15 protein-coding genes are annotated in these 18069 nt (G+C 71.0%); 4 read left to right on the plus strand and 11 right to left on the minus strand.

Annotated elements, in window-relative coordinates:
• Positions 1-139 precede the first annotated feature (139 nt).
• Complete coding sequence (locus QU603_RS13680; protein WP_370655360.1) at positions 140-1018, plus strand: LysR family transcriptional regulator; 879 nt, start codon at positions 140-142, stop codon at positions 1016-1018.
• 40 nt (positions 1019-1058) lie between these two features.
• Here QU603_RS13680 and eccCa read toward each other — a convergent pair whose 3' ends face one another.
• From eccCa to QU603_RS13720, 8 genes are all read right to left on the minus strand, one after another.
• Positions 1059-5033 carry a type VII secretion protein EccCa gene (gene eccCa / locus QU603_RS13685; protein ID WP_308491925.1) on the minus strand — a complete coding sequence of 1325 codons (3975 nt, stop codon included), beginning with the start codon at positions 5031-5033 and terminating at the stop codon, positions 1059-1061.
• On the minus strand, positions 5030-6199 hold the full coding sequence (locus tag QU603_RS13690; protein WP_308491926.1) for a double zinc ribbon and FHA domain-containing protein: 1170 nt from the start codon (positions 6197-6199) through the stop codon (positions 5030-5032). The genes eccCa and QU603_RS13690 overlap by 4 nt, the downstream gene beginning before the upstream one ends.
• Complete coding sequence (locus tag QU603_RS13695; protein ID WP_308491927.1) at positions 6196-7602, minus strand: hypothetical protein; 1407 nt, start codon at positions 7600-7602, stop codon at positions 6196-6198. Before QU603_RS13695 ends, QU603_RS13690 begins: the two co-directional genes overlap by 4 nt.
• Positions 7603-7682: 80 nt before the next feature.
• A complete protein-coding gene (locus QU603_RS13700; protein WP_308491928.1) occupies positions 7683-9002 on the minus strand; it encodes a hypothetical protein in 1320 nt (439 codons plus the stop codon).
• A complete protein-coding gene (locus QU603_RS13705; RefSeq protein WP_308491929.1) occupies positions 8999-10258 on the minus strand; it encodes a S8 family peptidase in 1260 nt (419 codons plus the stop codon). Before QU603_RS13705 ends, QU603_RS13700 begins: the two co-directional genes overlap by 4 nt.
• Positions 10259-10284: 26 nt before the next feature.
• Positions 10285-10779: a hypothetical protein gene (locus tag QU603_RS13710; protein ID WP_308491930.1), complete on the minus strand. Its 495-nt coding sequence runs from the start codon at positions 10777-10779 to the stop codon at positions 10285-10287.
• Positions 10780-10856: 77 nt separating this feature from the next.
• The gene (locus tag QU603_RS13715) at positions 10857-11138 is read right to left on the minus strand and encodes a WXG100 family type VII secretion target (protein WP_308491931.1); all 282 of its coding nucleotides are present in this window, start codon (positions 11136-11138) and stop codon (positions 10857-10859) included.
• Positions 11139-11176: 38 nt separating this feature from the next.
• Positions 11177-11530, minus strand: a complete 354-nt coding sequence (locus tag QU603_RS13720) for a WXG100 family type VII secretion target (RefSeq protein ID WP_308491932.1) — start codon at positions 11528-11530, stop codon at positions 11177-11179.
• Positions 11531-11753: 223 nt separating this feature from the next.
• On the opposite strand from QU603_RS13720, the gene QU603_RS13725 reads away from it, so the two are divergent.
• The 3 genes from QU603_RS13725 to QU603_RS13735 are packed head-to-tail and all read left to right on the plus strand — an operon-like array spanning position 11754 to position 15806.
• Positions 11754-13094: an EsaB/YukD family protein gene (locus QU603_RS13725; RefSeq protein WP_308491933.1), complete on the plus strand. Its 1341-nt coding sequence runs from the start codon at positions 11754-11756 to the stop codon at positions 13092-13094.
• Between the two features lie 4 nt (positions 13095-13098).
• Positions 13099-14418, plus strand: a complete 1320-nt coding sequence (gene eccB, locus QU603_RS13730; RefSeq protein ID WP_308491934.1) for a type VII secretion protein EccB — start codon at positions 13099-13101, stop codon at positions 14416-14418.
• Positions 14415-15806, plus strand: coding sequence for a S8 family serine peptidase (locus tag QU603_RS13735; protein WP_308491935.1), 1392 nt, complete (start codon positions 14415-14417; stop codon positions 15804-15806). Before eccB ends, QU603_RS13735 begins: the two co-directional genes overlap by 4 nt.
• A gap of 14 nt (positions 15807-15820) precedes the next feature.
• Here the strand turns inward: QU603_RS13735 and QU603_RS13740 are convergent, their stop codons facing one another.
• The 3 genes from QU603_RS13740 to QU603_RS13750 all read right to left on the minus strand — a co-directional run bounded on the left by QU603_RS13740 (position 15821) and on the right by QU603_RS13750 (position 18040).
• A complete protein-coding gene (locus QU603_RS13740; RefSeq protein WP_308491937.1) occupies positions 15821-16735 on the minus strand; it encodes an NADP-dependent oxidoreductase in 915 nt (304 codons plus the stop codon).
• Between the two features lie 71 nt (positions 16736-16806).
• Entirely contained in the window at positions 16807-17367 is a 561-nt protein-coding gene (locus QU603_RS13745; RefSeq protein WP_308491938.1) for an acyl-CoA thioesterase, read from the minus strand.
• Between the two features lie 115 nt (positions 17368-17482).
• Positions 17483-18040 carry an MOSC domain-containing protein gene (locus QU603_RS13750; protein ID WP_308491939.1) on the minus strand — a complete coding sequence of 186 codons (558 nt, stop codon included), beginning with the start codon at positions 18038-18040 and terminating at the stop codon, positions 17483-17485.
• Between the last annotated feature and the right edge of the window lie 29 nt (positions 18041-18069).

An 18069-nucleotide genomic window follows, 5' to 3' on the forward strand; every position in this document is an offset into this window, starting at 1 on the left:
CCGCATCGTGGATCACAGTCCAAGGATGCGGCATCCTACTCATTATGAAAAGCGATCATCTATGATGAATTCCCATCGATACTATCGATGATGAGCGGCAGCCGACGGCGCCGTGACGACGGCCGGAGACGGGGGCGCCGTGTTCGAACTGCGACGACTGCGCATGCTGCACGAACTCGCGCTGCGCGGCACGCTCGCCGCGGTGGCCGACGCGCTGGCCTACAGCCCGTCGACGATCTCGCAGCAGCTCGCACTGCTCGAGCGCGAGGCCGGGGTCTCGCTGTTCGAGCCGGATGGGCGCGGAGTGCGGCTGACCGCGCAGGGACGACTGCTGGCCGCCCACGCCGAACGCGCGATCGAACTCGACGAGGCCGCGCGCGTGGAGCTCGAGCGGCTGGTGCCCAGCGCGACGCCCGTGCGCGTGGCCGTCATGCAGACGGCAGCACAGGCGATCCTGGGGCCGGCGCTGTCGCTGCTGGCCGGCAGCGATCCCGACCTGCGCGTCGACGTCGCCGAAGTGCCTCCCGAAGAGGGTCTGTTCGAGTTGTCGGCGCGCCGCTTCGACCTCGTGGTGGCCGAACAGTACCCCGGCTCGGCGCGCGCGCACCGCGCGGACCTGGACCGCGAGGTGATCGGACACGACCCGATCCGGCTCGCGCTGCCACCCGACGAGACCATCGCGAGCCTTGCCGACCTGCGCGATCACGCCTGGGTGATGGAGCCGCGGGGCACCGCCGCGCGCAGCTGGGCCCTCGATCAGTGCCGCGCGGCGGGGTTCGAACCAGACGTGCGGTTCGAGATCGCCGACCTCACGGTGCAGGTCTCGCTGATCGCCGCCGGTCGTGCCGTGGGATTGCTGCCCGACCTGGTGTGGGGGGATGCCCCGCCCCGGGCGCGCCTGGTCGACCTGCCCCAGGCACCCACCCGCGAGCTGTTCACCGCCGCCCGGCGGTCGGCGGCCGCACGCCCCGGCATCGTGCACGTGCGCGATGCGCTGCGCCGCGCCTTCCCCGCCTGACCTTCGCGCGGCCCGCCGCCCGACCCCGACCGCGGGTGCGCTACATCACCGTCGGCGGCGAGAACACGAGCTGGGCCGCGAAGGTGCCCTGGTTGCGGCTGACGACCTGCGCGCGCCCCGGGGCCGACGGCACCGGCTTGACGCGGCCGATGAGGGCGCCTTCTTCGGGGTTGCCGCCGAGCAGGATGCCGGTGACCCCCAGGTCCGTGAACCGCTGGATGATCGGGTCGTACGCGGCCCGACTGGCACCGCCCGTGCGTCGGGTCAGGACCACGTGCAGCCCCAGGTCGGACGCCTGCGCCAGCAGCGGCTGCAGCACCGCGATCGGGTTGCCCTGGCTGGTGGCGACCAGGTCGTAGTCGTCGACGATCACATAGCCCTCTGCTCCCGACCACCAGCTGCGCTGCCGCAGCTGCTCGGGGGTCACGTCGGGCCCGGGGATGCGGCCGGAGAAGAAGGCCGACAGCTCCGCCATGCCCGACGAGGCCAGCTCATGCGAGGTGAGGTAGGCGCCGAGGTAGGGCTGCGGCACTTCTCCCAGCAGCGAACGACGGTAGTCGACGACGAAGATCTTCGCCTCGTTCGCAGCGTGCAGTCGGGTGATCTCCTGCACGATGCCGCGCAGGAACGACGACTTGCCGGTGCCGCTGTCGCCGTAGAGGAAGAGGTGCGGCTCTTTGCGCGGGTCGATCCCGAACGGGCTGAGATGGGCCTCTTCGACGCCGAGCAGGACCTGACGTGAGAGCGCCGAACCGGCAGGCACCTGTGTGCGCACCTCGTCCAGCGTGATCAGCTGAGGCAGCAGGCGCAGCTTGGGGCCGGCGGGACCGTGCCAGGCGGCAGCCACCTTGGCGACCATGTCGTCGACACCGTCAGCCAGGTGCGACGGGTCGGCGTCGCCGTCCACGCGCGGCAGGGCACCGAGCATCTGCAGCTTCTTGCGCGACAGGCCCCGGCCGGGCAGGTTGCGCGGTACGTTCTGGGCCTGCTTGCGGTCGACCTCCGAGTCGCTCGGATCCCCCAGCCGCAGCTCGATCCGGGTCTGGATCAGGTCCTTCATGCTCGCGCGGATCTCCATCCACCGGTTGGCGGTGATCACGACATGGATGCCGAAGCCGAGGCCCCGCGCCGCAATGGTCTGCACCCGCGTCTCGAGCGGCTCGTATTCGGCGCGCACCGTCGCCCAACCGTCGACGACCAGGAAGATGTCGCCGTAGCCGTCGTCGACGACGCCCTGTGCGCGGCGCTGCCGGTAGGTGTCGATCGAGTCGACGCCGTGATCGCGGAAGTACGCCTCGCGCGCGTCGAGGATCGCCTCCACCTCGGCCACCGTCCGCCGCACCGACTCCACGTCGGTGCGGGTGGCAACCCCCGCCACGTGCGGGTGCTTCTGCAGTCCGGTGAACGCTCCGCCGCCGAAGTCGAGCACGTAGAACTGCGTCTCCAGGGGCGATGTGACCAGGGCAAGCGCCGACACGAGCGTGCGGGCCGAGGTCGACTTGCCGCTCAGCGGCGCGCCCACGATCGCGACGTGGCCGGCTGCTCCTCCCAGCGACACCGTCAGCTGCTCACGGCGCTGCTCGAGAGGCACGTCGACGATGCCGATCGGAACCGTGAGGGCCCCGGCATCCCGCCAGCTGCGCGAGATGAGACCCAGCTGCGGGTCCACTGCGAGGTCGGGCATGAGCTGGTCGAGGGTCGCGGGCTCGGCCAGCGGCGGCAGCCACACCTGGTGGGCCGCCGGTCCCCGCCCTGCCATGCGCTCGACGGCCAGTTCGAACGTGGAGCGCTTCTCGAGGCGCACCGACTCGTGTGCGACGGGAGCCGAAGACTCGATCTCGGCGTCGAACTCCTGGGCGGCGGCGGTGAACACGTCGACGTCCACGGCCGAGGCCTGCACATCGTCGGATCCGCTCGAGACGGGTCGGCGGCTCTTGGGCCTGCCCGACACGTAGGCGGCGCGGAACTGCACCAGACCATCGGTGCCGGCCTTCAGATAGCCGACGCCGGGCTCCTGCGGCAGCGTATAGGCATCGGGCACGCCCAGGACCGTGCGCGACTCGGCTGCCGAGAAGGTGCGCAGACCCACCCGGTACGACAGGTAAGTGTCCAAGCCGCGCAGCTTGCCCTCTTCGAGGCGCTGCGATGCCAGCAGCAGGTGCACCGCCAGCGACCGGCCCACGCGACCGATGTTGATGAAGCTGTCGACGAACTCAGGCTTGGCCGCCAGCAGCTCTGAGAACTCGTCGGCCACGATCAGCAGCGCCGGCAGCGGCTCGAGATCGCTGCGGCCGCCGCGGCGGGCCTTCTCGTAGTCGGTGACGTTGGCGAAGTTGCCCGCGGCGCGCAGCAGCTCCTGCCGCCGCACCACTTCGCCTTGCAGCGCGTCCTGAAAGCGGTCGACGAGGGCGAGCTCGCTGCCGAGGTTGGTGATCACGGCCGACACGTGCGGCATCCCGGCCATGCCGGCGAACGTCGCACCACCCTTGAAGTCCACCAGGACGAAGTTCAGCTGCTCGGGCGAGTGCGTCAGCGCCAGCGCCAGCACGAGCGTGCGCAGCACCTCGGACTTGCCCGACCCGGTGGCACCGATCAGCACGCCGTGCGGGCCCATGCCCTGCTGCGCCGCCTCTTTCAGATCGAGGATGAGGGGCGCACCGGTGGTGTCCTGTCCGATCGGCACGCGCAGCCGGTCGCGCTCGAGCCGCGGCGCCCACGCCCGGTCGAGGTCGACGTCGCGCACGTCGGGCAGGCCCAGCAGCTCGACGAGCTCGCGCTGGCCGACGGATGCCTGAGCCGCCCCGCCGGTGGTGACGATCGGCTCGGGGCGCAGCGCCATGAGCCGGCGCGCCGTGGCCTCGGCTTCGACGACGGTCGCCGCATCCGGCACGAAGATGCGGGCGTCGGCCGACACATCGAGGATCTCGGCCTCGGCTGCCTGATCTGCCGGCACCGCCAGACGAAGCGTGGCCGGATCGTCCAGCTCACCCCAGCGCGCGGGCAGGTCCAGCACAGTGACACCCTGCACGCCTTCGATGCCCACCAGCGGATCGCTCACCGGAAGGTCCACTCCATCGGCGACCAGCACCACGTGCGGCGCCGGCGGGGTGCCGCCACGGGTGAACCGCCCTCGCTCGACCAGGCCCGCCGGCAGCATGTCCTTCAACGCGTCCAGCGACGCACTGATCATGCGCGCGGCACCCAGGCGATCCTGCACGCGCGCCGAATGGGCGTGCGGCAGCCATTTCACCCATTCCCATTCGGCCAGCTGATCGGGTCCGGCCAGGATCGCGATCACGACGTCTTCAGGGTCCTGCAGCGCTGCCATGCCGACGACCATGGCGCGTGCGAGGGCTCGCACCCGCTCGACATCGGACCCCGTGATCTCGACTCGCGCATAGTCGCCGAGGCCGACCGCGCACGGCAGGTCGTGCTGCGTCTCGTGCGTGAGCATGAGCCGGTGGGCCGCCGAGGCGGCCACGGGGTCCAGCTGGGCCAGCGGCGGCAGCTCGGGAGCGGTCAGTGTCAGCGACAGCGGCTGGTCGCTCGTACCCACGCGCACCTGCAGGAACTGCTCGTCGGCGGGCCGGCGCTCCCACACCCGCGCCCGCTCTTCAACCAGGAACGGCAGGGTGGACGGCGCCGGATTCTCCCAGTTGTCATGGCGGCGCTGCTGACGCGCGGCAACCCGCACGCTCTCGCGCAGCTGGGCGAGGTATGCGAGATATTCGCGCCGGTTCGACAGCACCTGCGCGGTGTGCTGTGAGCGCTGGCGCCAGCCGTTGACGGCCACGAACCCCAGCGACGACAGCAGGAACATGCCGCCGGTGATGAATCCGGTGGGCCCCGAGTTGCTCATGGCGATCATCACGATCGCCCCGATGCTGCCGACCATCGGCAGAAGAGAGGTCAGGATGCCGGAGCCGCCCTCACTGGGCACGAGCTCGGGCGGCGGCTGCACGACGATGCGGTCAGTGGGCTTGCGCGGCGGCGCCAGGCGGGATGCGCCCTTCACGAGTCGGCTCCCGTCATGCGTCGCACGGTGATGACCCGGTCGCCCAGGCGCACGCGCACCCCGTCTTCGACGAACGTGCGCCGGTTCGCGGTGAGCACCCGCACGCTGCCGTCCTCGTCCAGCAGTGCCGAGCCGTTGGTCGAACCGAGCTCGGTGACCCAGGTGCCTTCGAGCGTGTTCTCGAGCCGGGCGTGGGTCTTCGACACGGTGCGGCTGGGGTCGTCGACGACGATCACGACGTCTCCACTCTGGGTCTCGTTCGGGCTGCGGCCCAGGTTCACGGCGGACGGCACGGGCACGACTTCGCGCTGCCCGGTGTCGAAGATCAGAATGACGCTCATCGTCGGCACGCGGGCCGATCTGCGCGTGGGGGCGGGGGCGGATGCCGCATCGTCGACGCGCGCGACAGCGGGCCGAGGAGAGGGCTCGAACGCGGCAGGCTCCGGCACGGCGGGCGGCGGCACGGCGGACGGGAGCGGGTTCGCCGCCGGCACTGGGTTCGCCACCGGGGTCGGGTGCGCCGCCGGGGCCGGCGTGGCCGGCTGTGCCGGCGCGGCGGAGATCGGCGCGGCGGGGATCGGCGCCGCGCGCGGCGCGAAGGACGTCGGAGGGAGTCTGGGGCCCGCCTGTACGACCGGCGATCCGGCCGCTGCACGCGCGGTGACGCGGGGCACTTCCAGCACCGCGGTCCCTGCGGCACGATCGGCCCACGACCTGCGCAGACCGCTGCGATCGCCCGCACCCGTGGCCTCTTGCACCCAAGCGCCCACGACCAGGACGCACAGGCCTGCAGTGGTGATCAGGCCCCTGATGAGGGATCGGCCTCCGCCGGGGGAGAAAGGCTTGTCGACGCGCACCACGCGCACCCGCACCAGGGCGCCGCCCAGGCTCGCCCCGGTGCGCGCCTGCAGAATCCACAGCGCCAGCACAGCCTCTGCCGTCGCCACCCCGGCCAAGATGAGCGAGCGGGTGGTCAGCGCGACCACCGCTGCCACGATCACGATCGCAGCGAGGTCGACGGTCAGCGCACCCAGGCGCGCGCCGATGCCCGCCGGACGGATGCGCGCCGCACCGCAGGTCGGGCACACTGCGGCCGTGGCCGGCATCGCCGCACCACAGCCGGGACAGGTGATCGGGGCGCCCGCGGCTGCGCCTGCCGCGCTCATGCCATCACCCCGCGCAGCAGACCGATGAGACCTGCCACCAGTAGCCCGGCCGGCAGCGCGAAGGCCACCGCCACGGCGTCGACGCGGTCGCCGACGCGCGACCACGCCAGGGAGCGCATGCCGCGCCCAATCGGGACGATGACCGCGGCGACGACCACCGCCGCAAGAAGGACCAGCAGCGCCACGGCACCGAGAAGATCGCGGCCGACCACGTCGACCACGGCGACGCCCGATGCGACCACGACCACGACTGCGGCGGCGCCCGGCATCCATCGCAGCAGACCCCGCGGACTGCGACCGCTGCGCAGCATCAGCGCGAACGCGACGCACAGCGCCAGGACGATCTGACCGACCAGGATCAGCATGTCGTCGACGCGCAGGGGGACGATCGCGAAGGGCGCGCTCACGGCCGCCGCCAGGCACACCACCGCGGTCGCGGCGCGCCATTGCGCATCGGAGCGCGCGACCATCGCCTTGGCCTGTGCAGCGCCGACGGGTCGGGCTGGTTCGGGCTCGCGCTGACGCGCACTCCACCGGAGCACTTGGAACCTCACGAAGTCGATGAACATGCCGGGCCGCGCGGTGACCAGCACCGTCGGCAGAATACGCAGCGCCAGGGGCGCGAGGCCGAGAGTCAGCGCGCACGCGGCCGTCGGGGACAGACCGACGATCAGCACGAGCAGCCAGACGCCGGCCACGACCGCCGTGGTGCCCGAGATCGCCCCGAGCGCACCCGAGGTCGTCGGAGAGACCGCCACCAGCGCGAGGCCGGCCGAGAGGACGGCGACGGCACTGAGCGCACAGATCACGGCCACATACGCGCTGCCCCATGCGAGCCACGGCGCGATCAGCAGACCGGCGGCGAACATCAGCGCGGGCGGCGCATACGCACCGCCGAGAGCGCCGAGCCCGTCAGCGGTCTGGTCGGCCTCGCTCGGCGAGGCCTCCGGCGGCGCCGACCGCCGCACCGCGAAGACACCGGCGGCGACGGCGCTGACGGCGATGAGTGCGCCGAGCAGAGCCGAGAGGGGGGCGGGGATGCGGACGACGACGGGCGTGAGCGCGACGATGACCACCGCGAAAGAACCCACCGCTGCGACGGCGGCACCGGATCGAATGCCGCCGCGTTCGACGCCGCGGCCCCGCCGAGCAGTCACCATCGCGGTGGTGTCGACGATGGCGAAGACATCACCGTCGGCGCAGTCGCGCAGGGTGCGTGCAGGATCGACATCGGCGCCCGTCCGATCGCGCAGACCTATGGGCCCGTGGTCGATCCCGATCCGGGCGAGCACGGCATCCATCGTCATGTCGACGGGGGCGACGACGGCGTAGCTGACGGCGCCGTCACGGATCGCGACGCGACGACGCGATGGCGTCTCGAGTGCGGTCTCGCCCGGTTGCATCCGTCCATCCTCCCATCACCGGCGTCGGCATCCGCGTCGGGACGCCCGGCCGGCCGCCCGGGAACCGAGCTGCGCCTTCGTCAGTCGCGGCCGCCGGCACCGGCCGACTCCGAACGCGGTCCGCGCTGGTCATCGTCCTCCAGGTGCGGTGCGATCGGACCGCCCAGACCGCGGCCCTCCGGGCGGTCACGGTCTCGACCCGCGCCCTGGCCCGCGCCACCGGCGCCCATCATGCCGCCACGGCCTCCGGCACCCGAACCCGCTGCCGTGCGAGCGGCAGCCCCCTGGCTGGCACCGGTGCCGCCGAGCAGGCCGCCACCGCGCGAGCCTGCGCCGTTGGCCGAACCGCCCACTCCGCCGCCGCCGATACCGGTCGCGCCGACGCCGCCGGGAACGCCTACCCCGGCACCGCCTGCTCCAGCGCCGCGCGCCAAGCGGCCGCCGCCGAGCAGGGCCGCACCACCGGCCGCCGCCGCGCCACCGGCAGCCGCGCCGCCGAGCAGGCCCGATCCCGCACCACCGGGAACGGCACCGGCGCCACCACCGGCGCCACCTCCGACGCCGCCTCCGAATGACGTGCCGCCGGAACCCGGGCCGTTCGGCGTGAGTCCGCCGCCCGGGTACGGCGAGCCGCCGGGGTATGACCCGTCACCGCCCGGGTAGCCGCTACCACCGGGAACGATCGGATAGCTTCCGGGACCCCAGTCGAAGGACCCTCCCCCAGCGCTGGAGCCAGTACCGGAACCGGAACCGGGCGAGACTCCGCCGTTGCCGACCCCGCCCGCGTCCGGATAGTAGGAGAAGCTTCTCGGTTGCGACGACGAGCCCGATGCGGGATATCCGCCCCCGCCGCCGGTGGACCCGCCTGCCCGCTGCTTCGAGTCATACCTGCTGATCTCCGTCGGAAACGTGATCGCATCCAGGTCGTCGCTGGCTTTCTCGACCGCGCTCTTGGCCGCACTCTCTCGCTGATCGGCGACCTGGGAGGTCACGTCGGCCAACGTGTTCGGCCCCTTGATCAGGCACATGCCGACTTCGTCGACGTTGACCCCGGCGCCGTCGGGAGTGTTGCTGATGCGGTTCGCGGTCTGGGTGCTCAGCTCCCCGTCGGGCAGATTGAGATAGGCCTGCTGGGCCGCATACTGCACCTGCGCCGCCTGCTCCACCTTCTCCTGAACCCTCTTCGTGGTGTCGGCGATGGCCTGGGCGCGCGCGGCGGCGGTGTTCAGACTGTCGACGGCGGCGTCGCCGGTGCGCCCCGTCGCGCCCGGCTCCTTCGCCGCCTTCGTGAGCACCTCCTCGAGATCCTTCATCTTCGAGATGAGCCGATCGGCGTTCGGCATGCCGAACGTCAGCCCGTACGCGATGTTGTTGAGTCGGTCTTCCCAGATGCCGGTCACTTCGCCCCTCCCACGCTCTTGCTCTTCTTCCGATTCATCACGATCACGATCACGATCGCCGCGGCCGCGATCAGCGCCAGCACCACGGCGCCGATGATCCAGCCCATAGGCAACCCCGCTGCAGTGGACGATGCCGCATCCGAGGGGATGACCCGCGTCGGCGACGACGTCGCGGTCGCCGCCGGCGCAGCGGATGCCGCGACCTCGGCCGCGGTCACCTGCCCGGCCGTGGGCCGGGCCTTCGACTTGTCCATCAGTGGGTTGGCGTCCGCATACGTCATCGGGTCCACCCGCAGCATGTGCCGCAGGGAGACCACGCCATAGCCCCAGCCGCCGTTGCGGGACAGCTCGTGGTCCTTCAGCCCGGTGTTGCGGATCAACGACTGGATCAGCTGGCCGCCCGTCGCCTTCGGATACTTCTGCGCCGTCACCGCCAGGATCCCCGCCGTCAGCGGCGTGGCGAGGCTGGCCCCGCTGATCACCCACGTGCCGCTGCGCCAATCCACCGACGCAAAGCCGACACCGGGCGCGACGACCGTCGTGTCCTTCCAGCCGATCTGCTTGCCGGAGACCCGCTGATCCTGCTGGATGCGCCCGCTCTGATCCATCGCGTTCACCGCGACGACGCCGTTGAACGACCACGGCCACAGCTGCTCGGCATCCTTCACGGAGTTCGGGGTCGCCGCGACGATCACGACGCCGGCCGCCAGCGCTTCGGCGATCGCCTCGTCGTCGGCGGGCGTCGCGTAATCGCCCCACCCCAGCGAGATCGAGATGATCTGCGCGCCGGATGCCACGGCCCGGTGGATTCCCTCGATGAGCGGGTCGCGCCCGTCGAAGTCGCCTCCGGAGTCGCAGACGCCGCTGCCGATGCCTTCGCCGTAGAAGGTGACCTCGGCGCGAGGGGCTATGCCGCGCACCTGTCCCTTGCCCTCGCCGTTGCCGATCAGCAGCGCCGTGACATCCGACCCGTGGCTTGCCGCATCCGATTGATCCGAGTCGGCCACCCGCACTGTCCCGCCCTTGCACAGCGCGCGGTCATCGACCTTCAGCCGGGCGCCTTCGAACACGGGAAGGTCGGGGTTGATCTGGTTGTCGATCACCGCGACTTTCACGCCGGCACCGGTCCAACCCTGCGACTGCGCCTCTGCCACGCCGAAGCTCTTGTACCACCAGTTCGACCCGGCATCGGCCGCGTGGGCCGTCACTGCCGGCACGGCCACCAAGGCCGCCGCCACCGCACAGGCGGCGACCATGCGACCGATGCTCCGCAATGGCACCATCACAGGTTTCCGGCGTCGGGCGTGCCGTCCGTGCCCGCAGCGGCAGTCGGTCCACCAGAGGTGCTCGCCGTCTGCGCAGTGGTCGCCGTTGCCTCCGTTGCCGGGGCCGCCGCCTGGGACTGCTCTTCGGTCACGGTCTTCTCAGCGGCCGCGACATCCTGCGTGGACGTGGACTTGGCGACATCGGTGACCAGCTCGTCCTGGCTCTTGACCCACTCGGCGTTGTGCTCGTCGCTGTCCTGCATCGAGCTTGCGGCCTTCTTCATGATCTCGACATGATCCTTGACCGTGACGCGCACGACGTTCGTGTGGTCTCCGAGCTGATCGGCGATCTTCTTCAGGCGCGTCATGAACGCGGCCGTCGCGTGCTCCTGCGTCGTGCCGACGACGTCGCTGGCTTCCTCCGGCGTCGGCAAGCCGGTCTGGGCATCCATGATCTGCCCGCCGCGATAGTAGACAACGTCGCCGTCGATGCTGATGATGCTGGGTGCCATAGCGACTCATTCTCCTTCACTTGCCCGCCACTGTGGCCCGGGTCATCACCCGGGCCACAAGGGACGAGCACATCACGTCAGCTCGTGAAACGACCCGCCGACGAGTTGTCCTGCGACACATAGCCCTGCGAGATCTGGTCCGTCTTGACCGAGATCTGCTCGAGCAGCTCGTTGAGCGCGTGCAGGGACTGCGTCCACTTGCGCTGCGCCTCGTCGTACGCGGCCTGCGCGGCGCCGTCCCACGACGACCGCAGCTTGCCCACCTCGGACTCGAGCGTGTCCAGCTGTGTCTTGATGCCGCGGGCACCCGTACGAATCTGACCCGACAGCGCCGTGACCTGCTCCGGCTTCACCGACATCGACTGCATTTCAATCCCTCTCTCTCACCGGTGGGCGCTCAGGCGCCCATCATCGAGCCGAGGCCCGAAATCGTCTGCTGGTGCGACTCTTCGGTCGCGGACTGGTCGCGCTCGGTGCCGCGAAGCGCGTCCTCGAGCGTCACCAGGACGTTGTTCAGCTTGCGCGTCTCTTCGTCCCACCGCGCCATCAGCTGCGCGAACGAACCGGCAGCGGCGCCGGTCCAGAAGCCGGAGACCTGCTCGATCTCGCCGCGCACGAACTTCACCTGCTGGTCAATACCGGCTTTGGCTTCGTTCACCGCCTGAGCTCCGCGCGCAAGCGCTCCTTCTTCTGCCGAAATCAGATCAGCCATCACACCCTCCACCTCACGTAGATCCGTCGCCGCCTTCACGCAGCGACCGGGACCAGGTAACCACATGACACCGCGAGATCCCATGGGGACAATTCCCCATGGGCGCCGCGCACGCCGCTGTGTACGGTGGGTCCCGTCGGCGCCGTGCGCGACGCAGTACCGGAGTGGGCGGGAGAGGATCACGAGATGTCGGACGATGCCGAGGATTTCGGCGGACAAGCGATCCGATGGCGACTGCGACCCCGATCGTTAGACTGACGTGGTGAGTCAGACGGTCAGCGCCTCCCGCGCAGCGGTGCGCGTCTCTGTGCTCGGCGAAGGACGGCGGCTGGATGTCGGCATCCCGGCGCAGTTGCCGCTGATCGAGCTCATGCCCGGCTTCGCCCGCAATCTCGGGCTGCTGGATGCCACGATGACCCACACCGGATACGAGCTGCGTCGCGCGGACGGGCGTGTGCTCGACGCGAGCAGCACCGCCGCCGCGCAGGGAGTGCACGACGGCGAGATGCTCACTCTCGCGCGCGGCGGCCTCGTGGCCCAGCCGCGCGTGTACGACGACATCGTCGAGGCCGTGATCGACGCCACCGAAGGGCAGCACCGGCCGTGGACGCCGCAGGACGGCGTGCGCACGGCGATCGGCGCGAGCCTGACCCTGCTGGCCGTCTGCGCCGTCGTTCTGCTGGCGGCCGGCCCCGCACTGCGGATCGGCGCCCTGATCGCGGGGCTGGGCACCGTGCTGCTGATCGTGGTGGGCGCGGTGATCGTACGCCTCGGCCAGATCACCGCCGGCCATGCGATGGGCGTGGCCGCCGGCGTGTTCGCCGCCGTCGCCGGCTACCTGGTCGTCACCGACGGTGAGGCAGCGTGGGGTGCGCCGCTGGCCGCCGCGGGCGCCGCGGCACTGGTGGCCGGTCTGATCGTGCTCGCCCTCATGCCCGAACGACGCGAGATCGCGCTGGGCACGGTGATCGCCGGGGCCGTGATCGGCGCCACCGGCGGCATCACGATGCTGGCCCCCGCGCTCGCCGTCACCGTCTATGCGCTGATGGCCGCGATCGTCGCCACCGTCTCGAACGCGCTGCCGTGGCTCGTGCTCAGCTCCACCCGACTGCGGGTGTTCTCACCGCACAGCGATGCCGAGATGTTCGCCGACCCGACACCGATCGACGCGGACGACGTCAAACGGCGCACGGCCTCCGCCGCGCGGGCGCTGCTGGTCTCTCGCCTCGGGCTCGGCGTCTGCCTGCTGATCGCCACACCACTGCTGGCCGCCTCCAGCCCCGCCGGCAGCGCCCTGTGCGCTCTGGCGTTCGTGGGGACCATGTTCCCCGCCCGCCAGGTGTACGCACGCAGCCACGTGATGGCGATCATGGCTCTGGCCACCGTGGGTCTGGGCCTGACCGGAATCGTGACGGCCGTCGCGCAGCCGCAGCTGCAGACGCTGCTGCTGACGACGGCGACCGTGGCGACGGTGCTGACCGTGACGGTCACCCTGATCGCGCCGGCGGCGCGCATGCGGCTGAGTCGCCTGGCCGACACCGCGGAACTGATCATCCTGGCAACCCTTCTGCCGGTCGGCGTGATCGCGGCGGGGCTGGTCTGACGGCATGGCCACCAAAGGCGACCTGATCCAGGCGCAGAGCTTCTCGCAGCGCCGTCTTCTCACAGCGTTCGTCAGCGGCGCGCCCGGCGGCAAGGAGCTCGAACCGGCCAAGCCCATGCGCGCGGTGATCGCGGCGATCGCGCTCTCGGTGGCTCTGGTGGGCGTCGGAGTGTTCTGGGGACTGCTGCAGCCCGGACTGCCCAATGGGTGGGAGAACGGTCGCCTGGTGCTGGCGAAAGACAGCGGCGCCCGCTACGTCACGGTGGACGGCACGCTGCATCCGGTCGTGAACACGACCAGCGCCCGCCTGCTGATCCCCTCCCGTTCGTTCGCGGTGATCGCCACCGGGCAGAAGGAGCTCAGCGGCGTCCCGCTGGGGTCGACCGTGGGCATCGTCGGCGCCCCCGACGCCCTGCCCACCCCTTCGGCACTGGTCGATGACGGCTGGACGACGTGCCTGCTCGAGAAGGAGCAGCTGTCCACCCGCATCGCGGCGGTCCCCGATGCGCAGGCCACCGATGACGCCGTCGTCGTCTCGACGGGCCGCAGCCTGTTCGTCGTGGCTGGCGCCACACGATATCCGGTGACCTCCGCCAACAGCGACGCCGTGCTGCGCGCTGCCGGCATCACCTCGTCCGCACCGGGCCCTGCCCCGGCTTCGTGGACGAACCTGTTCGTCCCGGGCACTGCACTCGCCCCGCTGAACGTGCCCGAGAGCACGCCGGTGGCCGGCTCGAAGCTCGCCACCGGCGAAGTGGTCCATATCGCCCAGACCGCCCAAGACGAGCGGTTCCTCATCACCGAAGACGGCGAGCTGGCCCCCCTCAGCCCCCTCGCCTGGCAGCTGTATCAGCTGGGTGACGGGCCCAGCGTGCACGCTCCGACCGAGGTCACCGCAGCGCAGGTCAGCGGACTGCCGACGGCGAGCAAGCCGGCCGGCGGTGCGGACTGGCCGGACAACGGCTTCACCGCCCTGCCGTCCGATCAGCGCGCGTGCGCACTGATGACGCACACGGGCAAGACCCCCGGCACGGTTCTGGCCGCCCAGCCCTCGTCGACCGCGTCCTCGGCCGGAGTGCACATCCAGCCCGGCACCGGTGCGCTGGTGCAGGCCGAAGCAGGCAGCGACAGCAGCAAGATGCTGACTCTGATCGACGGGACCGGAACGGCGTTCCCGCTGCCCGGCGCCACGTCCGAGACGGTCGCACGCCTGGGCTACTCGGCTTCTCGCGATGTCGCCGCCGTCGACGCCGGGTGGACGGCTCTGCTGCCTTCGGGACCGGCGCTGTCGTCCGCGGCCGCAGGGAAGACGCCGATCGGATGAGAGCGGCCCGTGCACGTCGCCGCGCACCGCTGCGCGCACGGATGCTCGGCGGGGTGGCGGTCGCGCTGCTGTCGGCGGGCCTGACGGTCGCTCCGGCAGCGGCCTTCGCGCCGCCCGCGACACATGCGCCGTCCACGACACATGCGCCGTCCGCGACACATGCCGCCGTCGCGATGGCCGGCACGGGAGAATGCACGGCCGACACCCGCATCACCGACTCACCGCCCGCGTTCCAGTCGCTGCAGGCCACGCGTGCCTGGGCGGTGTCGAAGGGTGCAGGCATCGTCGTGGCCGTCGTAGATTCGGGAGTGGATGCCTCGAGCCCGCATCTGCGGGGTGCCGTGCTCAAGGGCGTCAACCTCGTCAAAGACGGGGCCGCTGCCGATGGGCGCTCCGACGACTACGGTCACGGCACAGCTCTGGCGGGCCAGATCGCCGCGCGCCGCATCGACGGATCTGGCCTGGTGGGACTGGCCCCGAGCGCGAAGATCCTGCCGGTGCGCGTGTACAGCAACGTCGACGACCGGGCCGTCGAGGCCGGCACGGGGCCGAACCTGTCGCTGCTGGTGCGCGGGATCCGCTACGCGGCCGACCACGGCGCACAGGTGATCAACGTCTCGATGAGCACCGCCGAGGCCCACGCCTCTCTCGCCGAGGCCGTCGCCTACGCCGCCCGCAAGGGAAGTGTCGTGGTCTCCAGCGCCGGCAACCGCGACAACAGCACATCGATCGGCTCGAATGACGAAGACGGACCCCGATACCCCGCAGCCGACACGGGTGCGATCGGGGTCGCGGCCACCGGGGTCGAGGGCACCGTGACCGACGACAGCATCCACGGACCGCACGTCATGCTCAGTGCTCCCGGACAGAACATCCTGTCGGCCGGTGCCGCCGGCGGCGACTGCATCTTCGCCGCCGACCAGCCCTACACGAGCTATGCCGCGCCGTACGTCTCGGCGGCACTCGCCCTGGTGGCCTCCGCGCACCGCGACGAGACGCCCGCACAATGGGTGTACCGTCTCGAGGCCACCGCCCGTCGCGCCGATCCCGACGCGCGCGACGATGTCTCGGGGTGGGGGGTCGTCCAGCCCTACAGCGCCCTGACCCTCGTTCCGGGGCCGGGCATCCGCGGGCCGAAGAGCCCGTTCCCCGGCGCGGTGGTCGCACCAGCGGCCGAGCACGCGTCGGCGGCTCCGGTCACGGTCGACGACCTGCCGCCGATGAACGCCCCGGTCTGGGCGATCACGTCGATCGTGGGCGTGATCGCGCTGGCTGCACTCGGCTCATTCGGCACGCTCAGCGTGCTGCGCCGTCGCGCGCGCACAGCACAGAGCCACGCCCTCACCGGGCGCGGCCTCTACGGCGACGACGCACCGCCGGCACCGTGACGGTCGTGCACGCGTCAGGGCACAAGCACGATCTTGCCGTGCACGTGGCCTGAAGCCTGCATCCGGTACGCGTCCTGCACATCGTCGAGCGCGAATCGCGCCGCGATGGGCACCTCGAGTCGCCCCGCCGCGATGGCATCCACCAGTTGCGCCATCACGTCGGCGGTGGCCGCGATCGAATGCGACACGACCCGCGCCCCATGCCGGCCGGCACTGAAATCGGCGATCGTGGCGATCCGTCCCGGCACGATGCCGAGCGTCAGCCCCAGATGCACATAACCGCCGCCGTGCGCGTCGAGCAGGGCTGTGGGCGGCCCTGCCACCGCGCGCACCCGGTCGGCCAGGTCGTCGCCGCCGTAGTCGATCGGAATGACGTCCTTCGCCCTCAGCCAGTCGTGATGTGTGGGTGAGGCGAGCCCGATGACGGTCGCCCCGGTGTTGCGCGCCCACTGCACGGCGAGCGAGCCGACCCCACCGGCAGCGGCCGAGACGACGACGACGTCGCCGGAGCCGAGCCCGACGGTCTCGACCAGGGCGTACGCGCTCGTGCCCGCCACGAACAGCGCACCGGCGGCATCCCACGACACCTCGGCAGGCTTGGTCACGACCTGATCGACCGGAACGCGCACGAACTCGGCGTGGCTTGCCCTGTCGTTCGTGAAGCCGACCACCTCGTCGCCGGGTGCGAATGCCTTGACGCCGACGCCGACGCCGTCCACCACCCCGGCGAAGTCGCTGCCCTCGCCTTCGGGAAAGGTCGCCGGCCACCGCTCGTGCACGCGCCCCTCGCGAATGCCGATCTCACCGGGGTTGATTCCGGCGGCCCGCACGGCGACGACCACCTCACCGGCTCGCGGCGTGGGAGTGCCGACCTGCACGACCTTCAAGACCTCGACGGGACCATAGGAATCGAATCGCACTGCGCGCATCGCTGCCTCCTGTGATCCAGTGTCCTCCCCCGTGCGGCCGAACGGGGCCATCGCCTCGTCACGTCGCCGCGTCAGTCCCAGGTGCTCGGTGCGGGCTTCTTGGTCGACGGAAGACGGGATGCCGCGGCCCATTCGCGCACCCACGGCTCGACGTCGGGCACCCCTTCGGGTCGGCCGGTTGCTGCGAACAGCTCATCGTGGGGCAGCAGACCTCCGCTGCGACGCAGAACCCGGGCACGCACGATCGCGCGCGCGTAGATCTCACCGTCCACCACGGCACGGTGCTCCAGGTACAGCGACCGGTCGTCGTGGCCGAGGAACCGCGACTCGACATCGAACCGCTGCCACAGGCGCAGCGATTTGCGGAACGTGATCGTCTCGCTTGCCACCACCGCGTACCAGCCATGCGCACGCATTGCATCCCACAGCCCCGTGTGCACCAGAACGTCCCATCGGCCCAGGTCGAACAGCGACATGTACCGGCCGTTGTTCATGTGCATGAGGATGTCGATGTCGGTGGGCATCGTCGTCAGCCGGATGCGGCTGAGCCCGTTCGCCGGCAGAGACCCGCCGCGTCGCACACGCACTCGCGCTCGCAGGTGCACCAGGAGAGTCCGCCAGATCACATTCACCACGGGATGCTATCCCACCGGCACGGCTCCGCCGTCGCCCCGAGCCGGTGCAGCTGCCGCGCCATGGCCGCGGCATGTTCCCGGTCCGACCCCGACCCTGACCCCGACGCGCACCTCACACCGTGGTCAGCGCGAAGCGCGGCTGCGGCGGCAGCTGCACCGCTATCCCGTCGCCGGGGCGGATCCGGCCGCCGCGGACGACAGTGGCCATCACTCCGGCAAGCCTGACGACGACACCGTCGTCGCGCTTGTGGATGAGGTGTCGCATCAGTCCATCCTGGAAGCCGTTGATCTGCTCGCACGGGTTGCGCAGTCCGGTGATGCCCAGCACTGCCGTGCCGACCCTCAGGCGCGTTCCGACGGGAAGGCCCAGCAGGTCGATACCGTCCGTGGTGATGTTCTCACCGAGCTGACCTGCAGCGACGTCGTGGCCGAGCGCACGCAGGTCGGCGAACAGCTCCGAGTGGATGAGGTGCACCTGCCGCAGATTCGGCTGCGACGGGTCTCTCCTGACACGTGACCGATGCTGCACGGTGGCGCCGAAGTGCGCGTCGCCTTCGACCCCGAGGCCTTCGACGAGCGAGATCTGTGCCACGCTCCGCTTGCTGAAGCCGTGTTCGGCGTTCACGTGGACCGCGGTCACGGTACCGGTCACTGGGGCGTCATCCGTCACTCCGCCCACGCTATCCGACCTGCGCTGCC

Source organism: Microbacterium terrisoli (genome assembly GCF_030866805.1).
Classification (GTDB): Bacteria; Actinomycetota; Actinomycetes; order Actinomycetales; family Microbacteriaceae; genus Microbacterium; species Microbacterium terrisoli.